The organism is Pseudarthrobacter xylosi (genome assembly GCF_055412765.1).
Genome location: NZ_JBVAYT010000006.1, coordinates 227055 through 242874 on the forward strand (window position 1 = coordinate 227055; position 15820 = coordinate 242874).

The 15820-nt window shown below is 65.1% G+C and carries 14 protein-coding genes; 4 read left to right on the plus strand and 10 right to left on the minus strand.

The features are described from left to right. Nucleotides 1–29 precede the first annotated feature (29 nt). Complete coding sequence (locus tag ACZY1F_RS14760; RefSeq protein ID WP_463942547.1) at nucleotides 30–998, minus strand: GlxA family transcriptional regulator; 969 nt, start codon at nucleotides 996–998, stop codon at nucleotides 30–32. A gap of 81 nt (nucleotides 999–1079) precedes the next feature. On the opposite strand from ACZY1F_RS14760, the gene ACZY1F_RS14765 reads away from it, so the two are divergent. Together ACZY1F_RS14765 and hrpA are read left to right on the plus strand one after the other, a co-directional pair. After that, nucleotides 1080–1247 carry a hypothetical protein gene (locus ACZY1F_RS14765; protein WP_463915088.1) on the plus strand — a complete coding sequence of 56 codons (168 nt, stop codon included), beginning with the start codon at nucleotides 1080–1082 and terminating at the stop codon, nucleotides 1245–1247. Nucleotides 1248–1443: 196 nt separating this feature from the next. Continuing rightward, on the plus strand, nucleotides 1444–5397 hold the full coding sequence (gene hrpA, locus ACZY1F_RS14770; RefSeq protein ID WP_463942549.1) for an ATP-dependent RNA helicase HrpA: 3954 nt from the start codon (nucleotides 1444–1446) through the stop codon (nucleotides 5395–5397). A 46-nt stretch (nucleotides 5398–5443) separates the two neighbouring features. Here the strand turns inward: hrpA and ACZY1F_RS14775 are convergent, their stop codons facing one another. Genes ACZY1F_RS14775 through ACZY1F_RS14785 form a run of 3 tightly spaced genes read right to left on the minus strand, consistent with a single transcriptional unit; the run spans nucleotide 5444 to nucleotide 7919 of the window. Next, entirely contained in the window at nucleotides 5444–5872 is a 429-nt protein-coding gene (locus ACZY1F_RS14775; RefSeq protein ID WP_463942550.1) for an HIT family protein, read from the minus strand. Continuing rightward, nucleotides 5869–7035: an NAD(P)-dependent alcohol dehydrogenase gene (locus tag ACZY1F_RS14780; RefSeq protein ID WP_463942551.1), complete on the minus strand. Its 1167-nt coding sequence runs from the start codon at nucleotides 7033–7035 to the stop codon at nucleotides 5869–5871. Before ACZY1F_RS14780 ends, ACZY1F_RS14775 begins: the two co-directional genes overlap by 4 nt. Further along, nucleotides 7032–7919, minus strand: a complete 888-nt coding sequence (locus ACZY1F_RS14785; protein ID WP_463942552.1) for a sulfurtransferase — start codon at nucleotides 7917–7919, stop codon at nucleotides 7032–7034. The genes ACZY1F_RS14780 and ACZY1F_RS14785 overlap by 4 nt, the downstream gene beginning before the upstream one ends. 155 nt (nucleotides 7920–8074) lie before the next feature. Between ACZY1F_RS14785 and ACZY1F_RS14790 the strand changes: the two genes are divergently transcribed. Then, nucleotides 8075–9112 carry a PLP-dependent cysteine synthase family protein gene (locus tag ACZY1F_RS14790; RefSeq protein ID WP_463942609.1) on the plus strand — a complete coding sequence of 346 codons (1038 nt, stop codon included), beginning with the start codon at nucleotides 8075–8077 and terminating at the stop codon, nucleotides 9110–9112. 4 nt (nucleotides 9113–9116) lie between these two features. Here the strand turns inward: ACZY1F_RS14790 and ACZY1F_RS14795 are convergent, their stop codons facing one another. After that, the gene (locus tag ACZY1F_RS14795) at nucleotides 9117–9773 is read right to left on the minus strand and encodes an MBL fold metallo-hydrolase (RefSeq protein WP_463942553.1); all 657 of its coding nucleotides are present in this window, start codon (nucleotides 9771–9773) and stop codon (nucleotides 9117–9119) included. 110 nt (nucleotides 9774–9883) lie between these two features. On the opposite strand from ACZY1F_RS14795, the gene ACZY1F_RS14800 reads away from it, so the two are divergent. Further along, complete coding sequence (locus ACZY1F_RS14800; RefSeq protein ID WP_463942611.1) at nucleotides 9884–10366, plus strand: Fur family transcriptional regulator; 483 nt, start codon at nucleotides 9884–9886, stop codon at nucleotides 10364–10366. 56 nt (nucleotides 10367–10422) lie between these two features. Here the strand turns inward: ACZY1F_RS14800 and ACZY1F_RS14805 are convergent, their stop codons facing one another. The 5 genes from ACZY1F_RS14805 to ACZY1F_RS14825 all read right to left on the minus strand — a co-directional run bounded on the left by ACZY1F_RS14805 (nucleotide 10423) and on the right by ACZY1F_RS14825 (nucleotide 15628). After that, nucleotides 10423–11298 carry a metal ABC transporter permease gene (locus tag ACZY1F_RS14805; RefSeq protein ID WP_463942555.1) on the minus strand — a complete coding sequence of 292 codons (876 nt, stop codon included), beginning with the start codon at nucleotides 11296–11298 and terminating at the stop codon, nucleotides 10423–10425. Beyond that, a complete protein-coding gene (locus tag ACZY1F_RS14810) occupies nucleotides 11298–12116 on the minus strand; it encodes a metal ABC transporter ATP-binding protein (protein ID WP_463942557.1) in 819 nt (272 codons plus the stop codon). The genes ACZY1F_RS14805 and ACZY1F_RS14810 overlap by 1 nt, the downstream gene beginning before the upstream one ends. Further along, the gene (locus ACZY1F_RS14815; RefSeq protein WP_463942559.1) at nucleotides 12113–13108 is read right to left on the minus strand and encodes a metal ABC transporter solute-binding protein, Zn/Mn family; all 996 of its coding nucleotides are present in this window, start codon (nucleotides 13106–13108) and stop codon (nucleotides 12113–12115) included. The genes ACZY1F_RS14810 and ACZY1F_RS14815 overlap by 4 nt, the downstream gene beginning before the upstream one ends. A gap of 118 nt (nucleotides 13109–13226) precedes the next feature. After that, nucleotides 13227–14297: a hemolysin family protein gene (locus ACZY1F_RS14820; protein WP_463942561.1), complete on the minus strand. Its 1071-nt coding sequence runs from the start codon at nucleotides 14295–14297 to the stop codon at nucleotides 13227–13229. Then, nucleotides 14294–15628: a hemolysin family protein gene (locus tag ACZY1F_RS14825; protein WP_463942563.1), complete on the minus strand. Its 1335-nt coding sequence runs from the start codon at nucleotides 15626–15628 to the stop codon at nucleotides 14294–14296. Before ACZY1F_RS14825 ends, ACZY1F_RS14820 begins: the two co-directional genes overlap by 4 nt. Between the last annotated feature and the right edge of the window lie 192 nt (nucleotides 15629–15820).

The window sequence follows — 15820 nt, forward strand, 5'->3', positions numbered from 1 at the left end:
CGCCCGCAAGGGCATAGCTGCGTCGCCGGTCAGCCTGCCGTTACGAGTTGCCCCCGGAACGCCCGACGGTAGGACTGTGGGCTGGTGTCCAGCACCTTGGAAAAATGATGCCGGAGCAAGACTGGATGGCCAAAGCCCGATTCCCGGGCAACTTCGTCGATGTTCAGGTCAGTGGATTCCAGCAGTTCCTGCGCCCGGAGGACCCGCTGCGAGTTCAGCCAGGCAGCAGGTGTGGCCCCGGTTTCGGACCGGAAACGGCGGGCAAACGTCCTGGCTGACATGTGCACGCGTGCCGCCAACTCAACAACAGTGTGCTCCTGCTCCAGGTTCTGCACCATCCAGCGCAGCAGCTCTTCCATCGGCGCGGATCCACAAGCAGGCATGGGCCGGTCGATGAACTGGGCCTGGCCGCCGTCGCGGTGCGGCGGCACCACCATGTCCCGCGCAATGGCAGCGGCCACGTTGGCGCCCAGCTCAACGCGCACCAGATGGAGGCAGGCATCGATTCCCGCCGCGGTACCGGCACTGGTGATCAGGTTCCCGTCCTGCACGTAGAGCACGTTTTCATCGACCTGCACTTCCGGATACCGGCTTGCGAGCTCATGGGAATAGTGCCAGTGCGTTGTGCATCGCCGCCCGTTCAAGAGACCGGCGCGTGCCAGGGCGAAGGCTCCGGAACAGATGGACATCACCCAGGCTCCCCGGGCGTGCGCGGCGCGCAGTGCCTCCAACACCGATTCCGGTACGTCCTCGTTCCGGCCGAACGGCGTCATGATCACGAGGTCCGCGTCTTCAGTAGCGTCCAATCCCACCGAAACATTCATGGAGAGTCCGGATTTCATCCGGACTTCACCGGGCACCGGCGTGCAGACACGGAAGTCGAAGGCGGGGACGTTGCTGCCGCGACCCGATCTGTCGATGCCAAACACCTCGCACGCCGTGGCGAACTCGAAGATCGAAAAGTTGGGAACCACTATGACTGCCACTGATTTCAGCATGCATCCATTATGGCAGAAATTAGATCTTTTTGGGCATTTCTGCCACTGTTTCCTGAGCATGCATCGGAGCAGCATTGAGTCATGGAAATCCTCGGAATTGCCCTAGTGGTCCTGCTTCTCGTTGTTCTCGCCGCCACCGTCTCAGCGCTCTTGCGTGATGGCCGCGGCCATACCCCGCCCGTCACCTCCGACCAGGCCTGGTCCGCCCTGGACCTGCCAAGCACCAACTACACACTGCGCATTTTCTAACCCGCACGTATGCCTCAAGCCGCCATTATTAACCCATCAGTATTAACTCGGAAGGACCCGGCTCATAAGAGCCGGGTCCTTCCCTCATGTGCTCGTCTGCGTGGGTTCCGGGAGTGCGGGGCCAGGCGGGGCCGGCAGCGGACTGCCGGCGGCAAGAGCGGGAAACACGCGCCGCCCCAGTAGACTGGCTGCAGCCATGACATTTCATATCTCGTACCCTGCTGAGCTGCCCGTTTCCGAGCGCCGCGAGGACCTGATGGCTGCCATTGCAGCGAACCAGGTGACCATCATCGCCGGCGAGACCGGCTCCGGCAAGACCACCCAGATCCCCAAAATGTGCCTCGAGCTGGGACTTGGGGACAACGGCCTGATCGGGCACACCCAGCCACGGCGGCTCGCTGCCCGCACCGTCGCTGAGCGCATCGCCGAGGAACTCGGTGTGGAGATCGGCCAGGAAGTCGGCTTCCAGGTGCGGTTTACCGGCGAAGTCAGCCGCGCCACCAAGGTCAAGCTCATGACGGACGGCATCCTGCTCGCAGAGATCCAGCGTGACAAGCTGCTGCGCAAATACAACGCCATCATCATTGACGAAGCGCACGAGCGCAGCCTCAACATCGACTTCATCCTGGGCTACCTCAAGCGCATCCTGCCGCAGCGGCCGGACCTGAAAATCATCATTACCTCGGCCACGATCGATCCGCAGCGTTTCGCCAAGCACTTCGGGTCCGACGACGAGCCCTCCCCCATCATCGAGGTGTCCGGGCGCACGTTCCCGGTGGAGATCCGCTACCGGCCGCTGTCCCAGCCAGCTGGCGGACCCGCCGATGGCGAAGATGCAGACGCCTCCGACGACGAACTGGAAGAGGACCGCGATCCCCTGGACGCTGTCTGCGACGCCGTCGACGAGCTCGCGACCGAAGCCCCGGGCGACATCCTCATATTCTTCTCCGGCGAGCGCGAGATCCGCGACGCGGCAGAGGCACTGAACGCCAGGATCCAGTCCAACCGGCGCCTGGCAGGAACCGAGGTGCTCCCGCTGTTCGCCCGCCTGAGCCTGCAAGAACAGCACAAGGTGTTCCACCCCGGCCGAAACCGCCGGATTGTGCTGGCCACCAACGTGGCCGAGACGTCCCTGACGGTCCCGGGCATCAAGTACGTTATCGACACCGGCACCGCCCGCATCTCCCGTTACTCGCACCGCACCAAGGTCCAGCGGCTGCCCATCGAGCGTGTGTCGCAGGCTTCGGCGAACCAGCGCTCCGGCCGGTGCGGCCGTGTGTCGGATGGCATTGCCATCCGGCTTTATTCGGAAGAGGACTTCGAGTCCCGGCCACTGTTCACCGATCCGGAAATCCTGCGCACCAACCTGGCGGCAGTTATCCTGCAGATGACCGCCATGGGTGTGGCCCGTGGGCCCAAGGACGTGGAGAACTTCCCGTTTGTCGAGCCGCCGGACTCGCGGGCAATCAACGACGGCGTGACGCTCCTGCGCGAGCTCGGCGCCTTGAATGCCGTTAGACCAGGTGACGCCAAGAGCGGTGGGCTGACCGCCGTCGGACAGCAGCTTGCCCAGCTGCCGGTGGATCCCCGCCTCGGCCGGATGATTGTGGAGGCAGGCAAGCGCGGCTGCGTCCGCGAAGTGATGATCCTGGCCGCGGCACTGACCATCCAGGACCCGCGCGAGCGTCCAACGGACAAGCAGCAGCTCGCCGCCGAGAAGCATGCCCGCTTCCGCGACGAAAACTCGGACTTCACCGGCTTCCTGAACCTGTGGAACTACCTGCAGGAAAAACAGCAGGAACTCTCTTCCACCCAGTTCCGTCGCCTGTGCCGGACCGAGTTCATCAACTACCTGCGGGTCAGGGAATGGCAGGATCTCTTCGCTCAGCTCCGCCAGATGGCCCGCCCGCTGGGGATCAGCCTGGACAACAAGCGCCTGGCCGATCCCGTGGGCAACCACGAGGGCATCCACATGAGCCTGCTGTCCGGCCTCCTCAGCCACATCGGCATCCTGGACGAGCGCAAGCGCGAATACGCGGGCGCCCGCGGCAGCCGCTTCGCCATTTTCCCGGGCTCGTCGCTCTTCAAGAAGTCCCCCACATTTGTGATGGCTGCCGAGCTCGTGGAGACGAGCCGCCTCTGGGCCAGGGTCGCAGCAAAGTTCGATCCCGTCTGGGCTGAACAGGTGGCGCCGGACCTCGTCAAGCGCAGCTACAGCGAACCGCACTGGTCCACGAAAATGGGCGCGGTCATGGCGTACGAGAAGGTCACCCTGTACGGGGTGCCCATCATCCCGCAGCGCCGGGTCAACTACAGCCGCGTGGATCCCGTGCTGGCCCGCGAGCTGTTCATCCGGCACGCCCTGGTGGAAGGCGACTGGAAAACGCACCACAAGTTCTTCCACCGCAACCGTGCCCTCCTCCTTGAGGTCGAGGAACTCGAGGCCAGGATGCGCCGCCGCGACCTACTGGTGGACGACGAAACGCTGTTTGAGTTCTACGACGCCAGGATCGGGCCCGACGTTGTGTCCGAACGGCACTTCGACAAATGGTGGAAGGAGGCCCGGCAGCAGAGTCCGGACCTCCTGGACTATGACAAGTCACTGCTGCTCAACAACGACGCCGATGACCTGGACGAAGCCGCTTACCCGAAAACCCTGCTCCACAAGGGCTTCGAGCTGCCGCTCAGCTATGAATTCCACCCGGTGGCGCCCGGGTCACCGCCCAACCCGTCCGACGGCGTCACAGCCGAAGTCCCGGTGCTATTCCTGAACCAGCTCGATGATGCCGCCTTCCGCTGGCTGATCCCCGGCCAGCGAGCGGAACTCGTGGCTGCCCTGATCAAGTCACTCCCCAAGCAGGTCCGCAAGAACTTTGTCCCCGCCCCGGATGTGGCCCGGCAAGCCGTTGCTGCCCTGGAATCGGACTTTGATCCGGCGCACGATGAGCTGGAAGCTTCACTGGAACTGGCCCTGCGCCGGATCCGCGGCCACGTCATCCCGCCCGGTTCCTGGAACTGGGGCGCTGTGCCGTCCCACCTGCGGGTGAGCTTCAAGGTTGTCGATACCCAAGGCAAGGCGCTGGACGAGGGCAAGGACCTTGCGGCCCTGCAGGAACGCCTGGCCCCGGCAACACGCCGTGCCATTGCGGAATCCCTGGGGGCGACACCCGGAACCACCGCGCCGCAGTCCCGTGGAAATTCGAAGTCAGCCGGAAAGTCCGGCGGAAACGTAACCGCGTCATCGGCAGGCGGAACTTCGGCCGGCAGCAGCACGGGCTTCCAGGAACAGGCCGGCCTGACCGAGTGGGCCTTCGGCACGGTGCAGCGGCAGGTCAGCAACACCGTGAAGGGCCACACGGTTACCGGCTATCCGGCGTTGGTGGATGAGGGAACGTCCGTGGCGCTGCGCGTCTTCCAGACCTCCTCGGAGCAGCTCGAGGCCATGCGCGGTGGTGTGATCCGGCTGCTCGCCCTCAGGGTACCGGCCCCGGACCGTTACGTCCTGGAGCATCTCAACAACACCGAAAAGCTGACGTTCAGCCAGAATCCGCACGGTTCGGTGTCAGCCCTCATTGCCGATTGCGCCCTGGCTGCCGTGGACAAACTGACCCCGGCGGAACTCCCTTGGGACCGGGCGTCTTTCGACGCCCTCTACGAGCAGGTCCGCGCGGAACTCATCGATACGGTCTTCAGTGTGACGGCCGTGGTGGAGCGTGTCCTGGCCAGCACCCGGCGCATTGAGAAACAGCTGAAGGGCACCACCAGCCTGGCCCTTATCAGCGCCCTGAACGATGTCAGGAGCCAGCTTGAGCAGCTCGTGTTCCCGGGATTTGTGGCCCGCACAGGCTACAAGCAGCTGAGCCAGCTCCCCCGCTACCTTGCCGCCATCGAGAAACGCCTCGAAAAGCTCCCTGGCAACGTCCAGCGGGATGGGCTGAGCATGGCCGCGGTCCAGCGGCTGGAGGACGATTACGACGACGCCGTGTCGGCCCTGCTCCCCGGCCGCCGGGTGGGTGCCGAACTGATCCAAGTCCGCTGGATGATCGAAGAACTGCGGGTGAGCCTCTTCGCCGTCGAACTCGGAACGGCCTATTCGGTCTCCGAAAAACGGATCAGGGCTGTCCTGAACAAGGCGCTCGCGCCAGCGTAGGCCGCAGGAAAGACCTGTACGGGCCACACCGGCGCGAGCGTCAGGCTCAGCTTGCGGGAACGAACTCCGCGTAGCCGGCGGCCCGGAGGCCGGCGCGCAGCTTTTCGGCGTTCGCGTCCAGCACCGCAGGATCCGGGTTCTGGTCGGCCGAGGCGAAATCGAAATCAGCCATGGTCCTGGACGGCCACACGTGGACGTGCAGGTGGTTGATCTCGTACCCGGCCACAATCAGCCCCGCCCGCTCGGCGGGGAAGATATCCAGCTGCACGGCACCGATCCGCCGGGCCACCTCCATCACCTTCGCGAGGGTTTCCGGGGACGCATCGGTCCAGCGGTCCACCTCCTCGGTGGGGACCACCAGCGTGTGCCCGTCTGCCAGGGGTCCCGTGGTCAGGAAGGCCGCAACGTCAGCCTCCCGCCAGACGAATCGTCCGGGGATCTCGCCATTGATGATTTTGGTGAACAGGGTGCTCATACGTCTGCCTTCCCGGCCGGCGCCGGCAGGGTGCTGGCGTCCAGCACAAACCGGTATTTGACGTCGCCTGCCACCATACGGTCATAGGCCTCATTCAGCTGGTCGGCGTGCACCACTTCGATATCCGCCACCACTCCATGCTCGGCGCAGAAATCGAGCATCTCCTGCGTTTCGGCAATGCCGCCGATCAGCGAGCCAGCGTACGCGATCCGCCGCCTGATCAGGGCTCCCGGGTTCACCGGAGGCATGGCGTCGGAGGGCAAGCCCAGCTGGAACAGCGCACCGTCCACGCGCAGGGTGCGGAAGAACGGATTCAAATCGTGCGGCGCGGCCACAGTGTCAATGATGAGGTCGATGCTGCGGTCCGCAGCAGCCATGGCGTCCTCGTCCCGGGACAGGATCACTTCGTCGGCTCCGAGTTCCAGCGCGGCCGGCACCTTGCCTTCGGAAGTGGTGAAGACCACTACCCGCGCCCCCATGGCCTTAGCGAGCTTCACGGCCATATGTCCGAGGCCGCCGAGACCCACCACGCCCACAACGTCACCCTCCTCTACGTCAAAGTGCCGCAAGGGAGAGAACGTGGTGACACCCGCGCAGAGCAAAGGGGCGACGGCGGCCGGGTCCAGGTTTCCGGGCACCCGGACCACATAGCGCCGGTCCACCACCACGGCGGACGAGTAGCCGCCCTGGGTGATGGCATCGCCGTTGCGTGGGTCCTTGGCGCCGTAGGTCCCGATCATCCCGTTTTCGCAGTACTGTTCCAGGCCGTCCAGGCAGCTCTCACACTCACGGCAGGAATCAACCATGCACCCGACGCCTACGCGCTCCCCCGGGGCGAAGTCAGTCACTGCCGAGCCGACCCGGCTGACAGTTCCGACGATCTCGTGGCCGGGGACCAGCGGATATTTCTGGCTGCCCCATTCGCCGCGGGTGGCGTGCACGTCCGAGTGGCACAGGCCGCAGAATTCGATGGCAATCTCGACGTCGTCGGCTTTCGGGGCTCGCCGGGCAATCGTCAGGGGTGCCAGGCCGCTGTCAGGGGAAACCGCGCCATAGGCGGCGGCCAGCAGGCCGGTGCCCGGATCCACAGCAGGATCGGCAACAGCATCATTCGGCAATACGGGGCGGGCAAGGGGCGGCGGTACGGGGCGTCCTGGGGTCATTCTTCGACGCTACCCCCGCGGGCCGCCGCATGGCCACTCGGGCCTATTCCCGTGGCCACCGGCCGGGCCGGGTCGTTGGACCACTCCGAGAAGGATCCCGGATAGAGGGCGGCCTGGAAACCGGCGATTTCGAGGGCGGCCACCTCATGGGCGGCGGTCACGCCCGAGCCGCAGTACACGGCCACGGCGACGTCGTCGCGGACGCCGAGGTCCTCGAACCGGCGCCGCAGCTCGTCGGCCGGCAGAAAATGGCCGGCTTCGTCCACATTCTCCGTTGTTGGTGCGCTCCGGGCGCCCGGAATGTGGCCGGCGCGGGGGTCAACGGGTTCAAATTCGCCGCGGTACCTTTCGCCGGCCCTGGCATCCAGGAGGACGCCCGTTGCCGGCCAGTCCGCGGCTCTGGCGGCATCGATACTGGGCATCCTGCCTCCGGCAGGGGAAACGTCAAAGGAAACACGCCCGACCGCGGCGGCCACCGGTCCGGTGTCCAGCTGCAGTCCGGCGTCCCGCCAGGCTGCCAAACCGCCGTCGAGCAGGTATACGTCCTGGAATGCGGCGTTGCGCAGCATCCACCAGAGCCGGGCAGCAGCCATGTTGTTGCTGTTGTCATAGGCCACCACAACGTCGCCGTTGTTGATCCCCCATCGCCTGGCAGTTTCCTGGAATTCCGCGTCGGTGGGCAGCGGGTGCCTGCCGCGGGTGGGTGTAGCCGGCGTCGCAAGCTCGGTGGCGAGGTCCACAAAAACTGCGCCCGGGAGGTGGCCCCCAAGGTAGTGTTCCCGGCCGTGCGGGTCCCCTAGCGCCCATCGGACGTCCAGCAGGACGGTTCGCTGCCCGGCATCGAAACGCGCGACCAAAGCCTGGACAGTCATCAGTGGACCCATCGTTCTCCTTGGCAATTGTGCTAGTGGGATTCAGCAGTTGGTCCAACTCTAGCTGCGGCAGGACGCCTGGCAGGGCGAGCCAGGGGCGCCCTGTCGCCGCTAGAGTTGGTCCGGTGAAGAACGCGAGCGCGGACCGGGCCTGGGCTGACGAAGCCATGAGAAAAGTCAATGCGGAAAACAACAGGTCTGCCGATACCCATCTCTACTCGGTGCCGCTCCCGGAGCACTGGGGTGTCCAGCTGTACCTCAAGGACGAGTCCACGCACCGTTCGGGGAGCCTCAAGCACCGGCTGGCCCGCTCGCTGTTCCTCTTCGGCCTGGTCAACGGCTGGATACGCGAAGGCACCACCATCGTGGAGGCTTCCAGTGGCAGTACTGCGGTCTCGGAGGCATATTTCGCGGAGCTCCTGGGTTTGCCGTTCGTAGCGGTTATGACCCGCACAACTAGCCCGGAGAAAATTGCGCTGATCGAACAGTTCGGCGGTTCGTGCCTGCTGGTTGACCATGCCTCAGAGGTTTACGCCGTGGCGGCGGACGTCGCTGCCACGTCCAACGGCCACTACATGGACCAGTTCACCTATGCGGAGCGGGCAACGGACTGGCGCGGCAACAACAACATTGCCGAGTCCATCTTCGGGCAGCTGGCGCTGGAGGAACACCCCGTTCCCCGCTGGATCGTGGTGGGCGCGGGGACCGGCGGTACCAGCGCGACCATCGGCCGCTACCTGCGCTACCGCGGCCACAACACCCGCCTTGCGGTGGTGGACCCGGAGAATTCCGCGTTTTACCCCAGCTGGGTGAATGGAACGGGCGGAACCAGCACCGGCCTGCCGTCACGGATCGAGGGCATTGGCCGCCCCAGGATGGAACCGAGCTTTGTGCCCGCCGTTATCGACCACATGATCCAGGTCCCCGATGCCGCCTCCGTCGCGGCCATGCGGCACCTGCGCACGGTCGCTGACCTGCATGCCGGACCGTCCACCGGCACGAATCTTTGGGGTGTCTGGCAACTCGTGGCGGAAATGGTCGCCGAGGGACAGCGCGGCAGCATTGTGTCGTTGATGTGCGACGCCGGCGACCGCTATGCCGGCAACTACTACAATCCGGCGTGGCTGTCAAGCCAAGGCCTGGACCCCGAGCCGCATGAGCAGGTCATCCGCCGGTTTTTCGAGACCGGCGTCTGGAACGCGTAGCTGATCAGACCTCCACCGATTCCCGCGGGGCAAGGCGGGTGTATTCGGTGCCGTATTTCCGGCCCAACCGGGCAACATGGGATTCTGCCACCTTCAGGCCCGTTTCGTTGAGCAGTCCGTCGTGGATCTGGAACGCGCGCGGGGCCCGGACAGCGATGACAAAATCCACCACCTCGCTGACCTTGCTCCACGGCGCGTGGAGCGGAACCAGCAGCGTCTGCACGCTCAGGCCGTCGGGGACGATGAACGAGTCCCCCGGATGGTACACGTTGCCGTCCACCAGGTAGCCGATGTTGGCCACGATGGGCACCTGCGGGTGGATCAGTGCATGTTGTCCGCCGAAGCTGCGGACGTTGAACCCGGCAGCGTCAAAAGTTGAGCCGGGTTCAACCGTGTGGATCTGGGCTGCCGCGTGCGGTGCTTCCTCCCGCAGGTGCGCGGCCACGCCGGCCGGCGCGAAGACCGCCATACTGTCCGAACTGCGCAGCGCATTGACCATGGCCGGCACATCCACGTGGTCGCCGTGCTCGTGGGTGATGAGCACCGCCTGCGCCCCGTCCAGCGCTTCCTCTGTTTCGGAGAATGTTCCCGGATCCAGCACCAGCACCCGGCCGTCCTGCTCAAGCCGGACGCACGCGTGGGTGTATTTTGTCAGCTTCATAGCGCCAGCCTAGGGGCCGGGCCCAAGCCTGTCCAAGGCACGTCTTGCGGCGCGCTCCCGGCTGGTAATCTGGATGATTGCCACCGTCCCTTAGGGAAGCGAGTACCTCCATGCCGTTCGGCACCAAAGCTGACGCGACGCCGTCGAACGCGGCACGCGGCGCAGGCACCGGCAGTGCGCCCGGCAAGGAGCAGCGCGTCACCAAACAGCGTGTGGCCGTCAGCGCTGCCCTGGACGAGCTGGACGACTTCGTCAGCACGCAGGAGCTCTACCGCATCCTGCAGAACAAGGGAGTCTCAGTGTCGTTGGCGACGGCGTACCGGATCCTGCAGTCCCTCGCCGACGACGGCCTCGTGGATGTGCTGCGCAACGGTGAGGGCGAAGCCGTCTACCGGCGCTGCGCCGTTACCGGGCATCACCATCATCTGCTGTGCCGCAACTGCGGGAAGGCCGTGGAAGTTGAGGCTCCGGCGGTGGAAACCTGGGCGGCCCGGATCGCCACGGAACACGGCTACACCGAGGTGGCTCACACCGTGGAGATCTTCGGCCTATGCCCGGACTGCACAGCCCTTAGGGCCGCCGGAAAGCTCTGACAGCCTGCGCCGCCGCAACCTGGCGCATCCCGCTTGACGGGGTCAGTTTGACCGTGTCAGCGGGCATGCACCAGCCGGCCGTTGATGCCCTTCTTGGCCCGGACACTGCCCACGACGCGGCACACCACGTAGATCAGGAATGACAGCGTGGTGACATAGGGGCTGATGGGAATCCGCCCGCCCAGGGCCAGCAGGATTCCGCCCACCGTGGCCGTGACGGCAAAAACAACGCTGAGCGCCACCACCGCCACCGGAGCCGACGTCACACGCAGCGCCGCCGCTGCCGGAGTGATCAGCAATGCGAGCACCAGGAGCGCCCCCACCACCTGGATGGACAGCGCCACGCTGACTCCCAGCAGCACCATAAAAATCAGCGCGAGCGTCCGCACGGGCACCCCGCGGGCTTCGGCCAGCTCCGGATCAACGCTGGCAAAGTTCAGCGGACGCCAGATGGCTGCCAGGGCTGCGATGACAAGCACGGCCGCGCCGGCGAGGACCTGGAGCTGGACGGTGTCCACGGAGACGATCTGCCCCGTGAGCAGCCCGAATTTGTTCGCGGCACGGCCTTCGTAGAGGGACAGGAACAGGATGCCGAGCCCTAGTCCGAAAGGCATGATCACACCGATGATGGAGTTTTTGTCCCGGGCGCGGACCCCCATCAGACCCAGGAGCAGCGCCGCCGCCACCGAGCCGATCAGCGAACCGAACACGATGTCCGCGCCGATCAGGAGGGCAAACGCCGCGCCGGCGAAAGAAAGCTCTGAGATGCCGTGGACGGCGAAGGCCAGGTCCCGCTTCATCACGAAAGTACCCACCAGCCCGCCGAGCAGGCCCAGCACGGCCCCGGCCCAGATGGAGTTCTGGACCAGCGCCAGCAGCTCGCCGTAGTTCTCGAAGCTGAAGATCGCCCCGATGATGCTGTCCGCATCCATCAGGCCACCTCCCCCACCGTTGCGTGGACATCGGCATGGTGGTGGTGTGTGGTTGCGTCGGGCAGGCCGACGACGACGATGCGCCCGTTCGCGTGGATGACCTCCACGTGGCTGCCATAGAGCTCGGACAGGACCTCGGTGGTCATGACTTCGTCAGGGGTACCCACCCTGAAGCGCCCGCCGGCCAGGTAAAGCACACGGTCAACGTAATCGATGATGGGGTTGATTTCGTGGGTGACAAACACCACCGCGCTGTTCTGGGCGTGGCACTGCTTGTTGATCAGGGCGCTGACGGCCTGCTGGTGGTGCAGGTCCAGGGAGAGCAGCGGTTCGTCGCAGAGGAGGACCTTGGGGTCCGTGGCCAGCGCCTGGGCCACCCGGAGGCGCTGCTGCTCGCCGCCGGATAGCTGGCCCACCGGCACTTTGGCGTAGTCACTGGCGCCCACCAGTTCCAGCAGCTCATCGATCCTGCGGTTTGCCCGGGACATACCCAGCCGCAGCCCCCAGCGGTGGCCGTCCACGCCGAGCCCCACCAGGTCCCGGGCACGCATCGGGGTGTCCGGCGCAAAGGATTTCTGTTGTGGGATGTAGCCGATCAGGTTGCTGCCCCGCTCCACGGGGCGGTCCCCCAGCGTGGCATGGCCGGATTGCAGTACCTGAAGGCCCAGAAGAACCTTGAGGAAACTGGTCTTTCCGCTGCCATTGGGGCCAAGGACGGCGAAAAACTCACCGGGCCTGATATCCAGGTCGAGATCCTCCCAGAGCAAGCGCTTGCCGAACTGCAGGGACGCCCCGCGGAGGCTGACCACCGGTTTCAACTATTCTTCTCCAAAACTTTGCTGACGTTGTCAACATTGTCCGTCATCCACTGCAGGTACGTCTTGCTTTCGGGCAGTGTTTCGCTGAAGTCAATGACGGGAACGCCGGCTGCTTCGGCTGCCTTTTTCAGCGCCTGCGTCTGGGGTCCCTCGGTCTGCTCGTTGTAGGCGAGGAACCTGATGTCCTTGGACCCGGCCAGGTCCGTGGCGGCCTTCAGTACGGCTGGCGGAACGTCCGACCCTTCCTCGATCGCGGCGGTGTAGTCGGCCGGAGTCCTGTTCTCCAGCCCTGCCGCCTCGAGCAGGTACAGCGGGACGGGTTCGGTCACGGCCACGGCGGCCCCTGCTTCATGGGCCTTCAGTGCGGCGAGCTTGCCGGCAAGTCCGTCCACTCCCGCTTTGAAGGTTGCGGCGTTGGAAGTGAACAGGGCGGCGGAGCCCGGTTCCAGTTCACCCAGCTTGGCCGCCAGTGAATCAGCGAGCTTACTCATGGCGTCCAGGCTGTACCAGGCATGCTCGTTGAACTCCCCGTGCTCGTGGTCATGGCCGTCGGCTGACTCGCTCGCCGCCGACGTATCTGCGTGGTCTTCCTCCGGAGCCAAACCAGCCACCTCGACGGCGGTAACGATATTGCTGTGCGGGATGTTGCTGTCGTCGGCCATCTTATGGAGGAAGGCGTCGTAGCCGCCACCGTTCTCGATTACCAGTTCCGCTTTGGAGACCAGCAGCCGGTCCTGTGCGGTGGCCTCGTAGGAGTGCGGGTCCTGGCTGGTCTTGGTGATGATGGACGTGACGTTGACTTTGTCTCCGCCGATGATCGCGGCGATGTCCCCGTACACGTTAGTGGAGGCCACCACATCGACGACGCCGGCGGATGAGTCAGTGCCGGGCGTCGCCGACGACGCACCGCCGCCGGCGCCGCAGGCAGTGAGCAGCAGGCTCACGCCGGCGAGGGCTGCGAGGGACGTTCGGATGGCGGCGGGGTGGCGCACGGGAACCTCAGTTCAGTACAGGGGTGGACTTCTTGCGTCTCCAAAAAGCTTACCCCTAAATGTGAATGATTCCTATTTAGGATAGCCGCGCCGGGCCCTTGCGGACCCGGGCGCGCGCTCAGGCTCCGTTCGGCTCGCCCAGTCTCCTGATGCCGGTGGCCTGCGTGGCGTCCCGGATCTCTCCAACTAACTGCTCGATCACGTCCTCCAGGAAGAGGACGCCGCGGGTTTGCCCGTCCGCCCCTATCACGCGGGCCAGGTGTGAGCCCGTGCGCTGCATGACGGACATAGCCGTTTCAACTTCGTCGTCCAGCGCCAGGTTGGCCAGCGAGCGGATCCTGCTCTCGGCGATGGGGTGCTGGTAGTCCGAGTCGGGAATGGACAGCACATCCTTCACGTGGAGGTATCCGGACAGCATGCCGTCATCGTCCAGCATCGGGAACCGTGAGAACCCGGTCCGGCTGACTGCTTTCTCAAACTCCACCGGCGTGGTGGCCGCCTTCAGCATGACCAGATCGTCCAGCGGAACCATGATGTTCGAAGCCGTGTATTCGGAGAATTCCAGGGCGCCGGTGATCAGGCCCGCGTCATCGTCCACCAGCCCGTGACGGGTGGATTCCTGCACGATCGACTGGACTTCCTCGAGCGTGAAGGACGAGTTCACCTCATCCTTGGGCTCAATCCGCAGGAGCTTGAGGATGTGGTTGGCCGACCAGTTCAGCGCGGCGATGGCCGGGTTGACCAGCTTCGCGACAAACATCAGCGGCGGGGCAAGCAGCAAGGCAGCCTTGTCCGCCACCGATACCGAGATGTTCTTCGGCACCATCTCGCCGAACGTCACGTGGAGGAAGGTCACCACCATCAGGGCAATGGCGAACGCTGCCACGTCGGCAACTTCCACCGGCAGCCCAACAGCTTCCAGCGGAGCCGCCATCAGGTGGTGGATGGCCGGTTCGGCCACCTGCAGGATCAGCAGCGAGCACACAGTGATGCCCAACTGCGCACAGGCCAGCATCAAGGAGACGTTTTCCATGGCGCGCAACGTGGTCTGTGCCCGCTTGGAACCGGCTTCGGCGAGGGGCTCGATCTGGCTGCGCCTGGCAGACATCACGGCGAACTCGGCGCCGACAAAAAACGCGTTACCCAGCAGGAGGACAACCAGCCAGGCAATTCCGGCCCAGTCACTCATCGTTCGCTCCCGTCGTCCGGAGCGGGCTCCGCTTCGGGCGCGGCAGGATGGAAGGAGATCCGCTCGATCCTTCGGCCGTCCATCCTGGTTACGCTCAGGGTGCCGCCGCCGACGTCGACGGTGTCCCCCACTGCGGCGATCCGGCCCAGTTCACTCATGACGTACCCGCCCACGGTTTCGTAGGCGGCTTCGTCCGGAACGGTCAGCCCCGGAATCTGTTCGGAAAGCTCGTCGGGGCGCAGCAGCCCGGGGAAGTACCAGTCGCCGGAGGCGCTCTGGAGCAGTCCCGGGCGTACCTTGTCGTGCTCGTCGGACACTTCACCGACGATTTCCTCCACGAGGTCCTCAAGGGTGGCGATGCCTGCGGTTCCGCCGTATTCATCCAGGACAATCGCGAGTTGGAGGTTTCCCTCGCGCAGCTCGGCAAGGAGCGCATCGAGGTGGATGGTCTCCGGCACGCGGAGGACATCGGTCATGATGGCTCCGGCCTCCAGGTTGGCCCGCCGGTCCCACGGCACGGCAACTGCTTTCTTGACGTGGACCAGGCCCCTGATGTCGTCGGAGGACTCCCCGATGACGGGGAAGCGGGAGTACCCGGTGCGCCGGGCGGCGTCCAGGATGTCCGAGACAGGCTGGTCGGCGTCGATGGTCTCCATCCGGATCCGGGGCGTCATAACGTCGGCGGCCGTCCGGGCCGAGAAGTTCAGGGTCCGCGCCACAAAGTTGGCCGTCCCGGCGTCGAGCGTTCCCATGGCGGCGGAGCGCCGCACCAGGGAGGCGAGCTCGGCCGGTGTCCGGGCACCGGAAATCTCCTCTTTGGCCTCCAGGCCAAAGACGTTCAGTACCTTGTTTGAAAAGCCGTTGAGCACCACGATGGCGGGCTTGAAGATGGCTGTAAAGACCAACTGCGGCCGCGCCAATGCTCTGCCAACCTGGAAGGACAGCGCAATGGCCATGTTCTTGGGCACCAGTTCGCCAAGCAACATGGACAGCAGCGTGGCCAGCACCATGGCGATGACCAGGGAAACGGATGCCGCCGCCACTTCAGGAATCCCGACGGCGGCCAGTGGGCCCTCCAGCAGGCGGCCCACCGACGGTTCCATCACGTAACCGGTCAGGAGGGTAGTGAGGGTGATGCCGAGCTGACAGCTGGAAAGCTGGGTTGAGAGGGATTTCAGGCACTTGAGCAGCGGGACGGCACCGGTGTCGCCGTTATCGATGGCACGTTGGACCGTGGCCTGGTCAAGGGCAATCAGGGAAAATTCAACGGCGACGAAAAAGCCGGTGCCGGCGATCAGCAGGAGGCCTGCTGCGAGGAGCAACCACTCCATTCAGCATCCCGCCCGAAGGTCGGGAGCAATGGTGTGAGGCCGGGGGAAACGGACCGGCGGAGGATGATCGGCCGAGGCCGACGCTGTTTCCATAGGGGCTCCGACGCGATGGGCTGACGGAGAGTGATGGGCGCGTGTTCGGGGTTTGCCGGCTCTGTGGGTGGACTGCGCGGTGCTGTACTTCGTGCTCCG

Bases quoted from the DNA above. Each gene is read 5' to 3' on its own strand.
- ACZY1F_RS14795 (WP_463942553.1), bottom strand. From the start codon at position 9,773: ATGAAGCTGACAAAATACACCCACGCGTGCGTCCGGCTTGAGCAGGAC.
- ACZY1F_RS14825 (WP_463942563.1), bottom strand. From the start codon at position 15,628: ATGGAGTGGTTGCTCCTCGCAGCAGGCCTCCTGCTGATCGCCGGCACC.
- ACZY1F_RS14805 (WP_463942555.1), bottom strand. From the start codon at position 11,298: ATGGATGCGGACAGCATCATCGGGGCGATCTTCAGCTTCGAGAACTAC.
- ACZY1F_RS14780 (WP_463942551.1), bottom strand. From the start codon at position 7,035: ATGACCCCAGGACGCCCCGTACCGCCGCCCCTTGCCCGCCCCGTATTG.
- ACZY1F_RS14765 (WP_463915088.1), top strand. From the start codon at position 1,080: ATGGAAATCCTCGGAATTGCCCTAGTGGTCCTGCTTCTCGTTGTTCTC.
- ACZY1F_RS14760 (WP_463942547.1), bottom strand. From the start codon at position 998: ATGCTGAAATCAGTGGCAGTCATAGTGGTTCCCAACTTTTCGATCTTC.
- ACZY1F_RS14820 (WP_463942561.1), bottom strand. From the start codon at position 14,297: ATGAGTGACTGGGCCGGAATTGCCTGGCTGGTTGTCCTCCTGCTGGGT.
- ACZY1F_RS14775 (WP_463942550.1), bottom strand. From the start codon at position 5,872: ATGAGCACCCTGTTCACCAAAATCATCAATGGCGAGATCCCCGGACGA.
- ACZY1F_RS14785 (WP_463942552.1), bottom strand. From the start codon at position 7,919: ATGGGTCCACTGATGACTGTCCAGGCTTTGGTCGCGCGTTTCGATGCC.
- ACZY1F_RS14800 (WP_463942611.1), top strand. From the start codon at position 9,884: ATGCCGTTCGGCACCAAAGCTGACGCGACGCCGTCGAACGCGGCACGC.
- hrpA (WP_463942549.1), top strand. From the start codon at position 1,444: ATGACATTTCATATCTCGTACCCTGCTGAGCTGCCCGTTTCCGAGCGC.
- ACZY1F_RS14790 (WP_463942609.1), top strand. From the start codon at position 8,075: ATGAGAAAAGTCAATGCGGAAAACAACAGGTCTGCCGATACCCATCTC.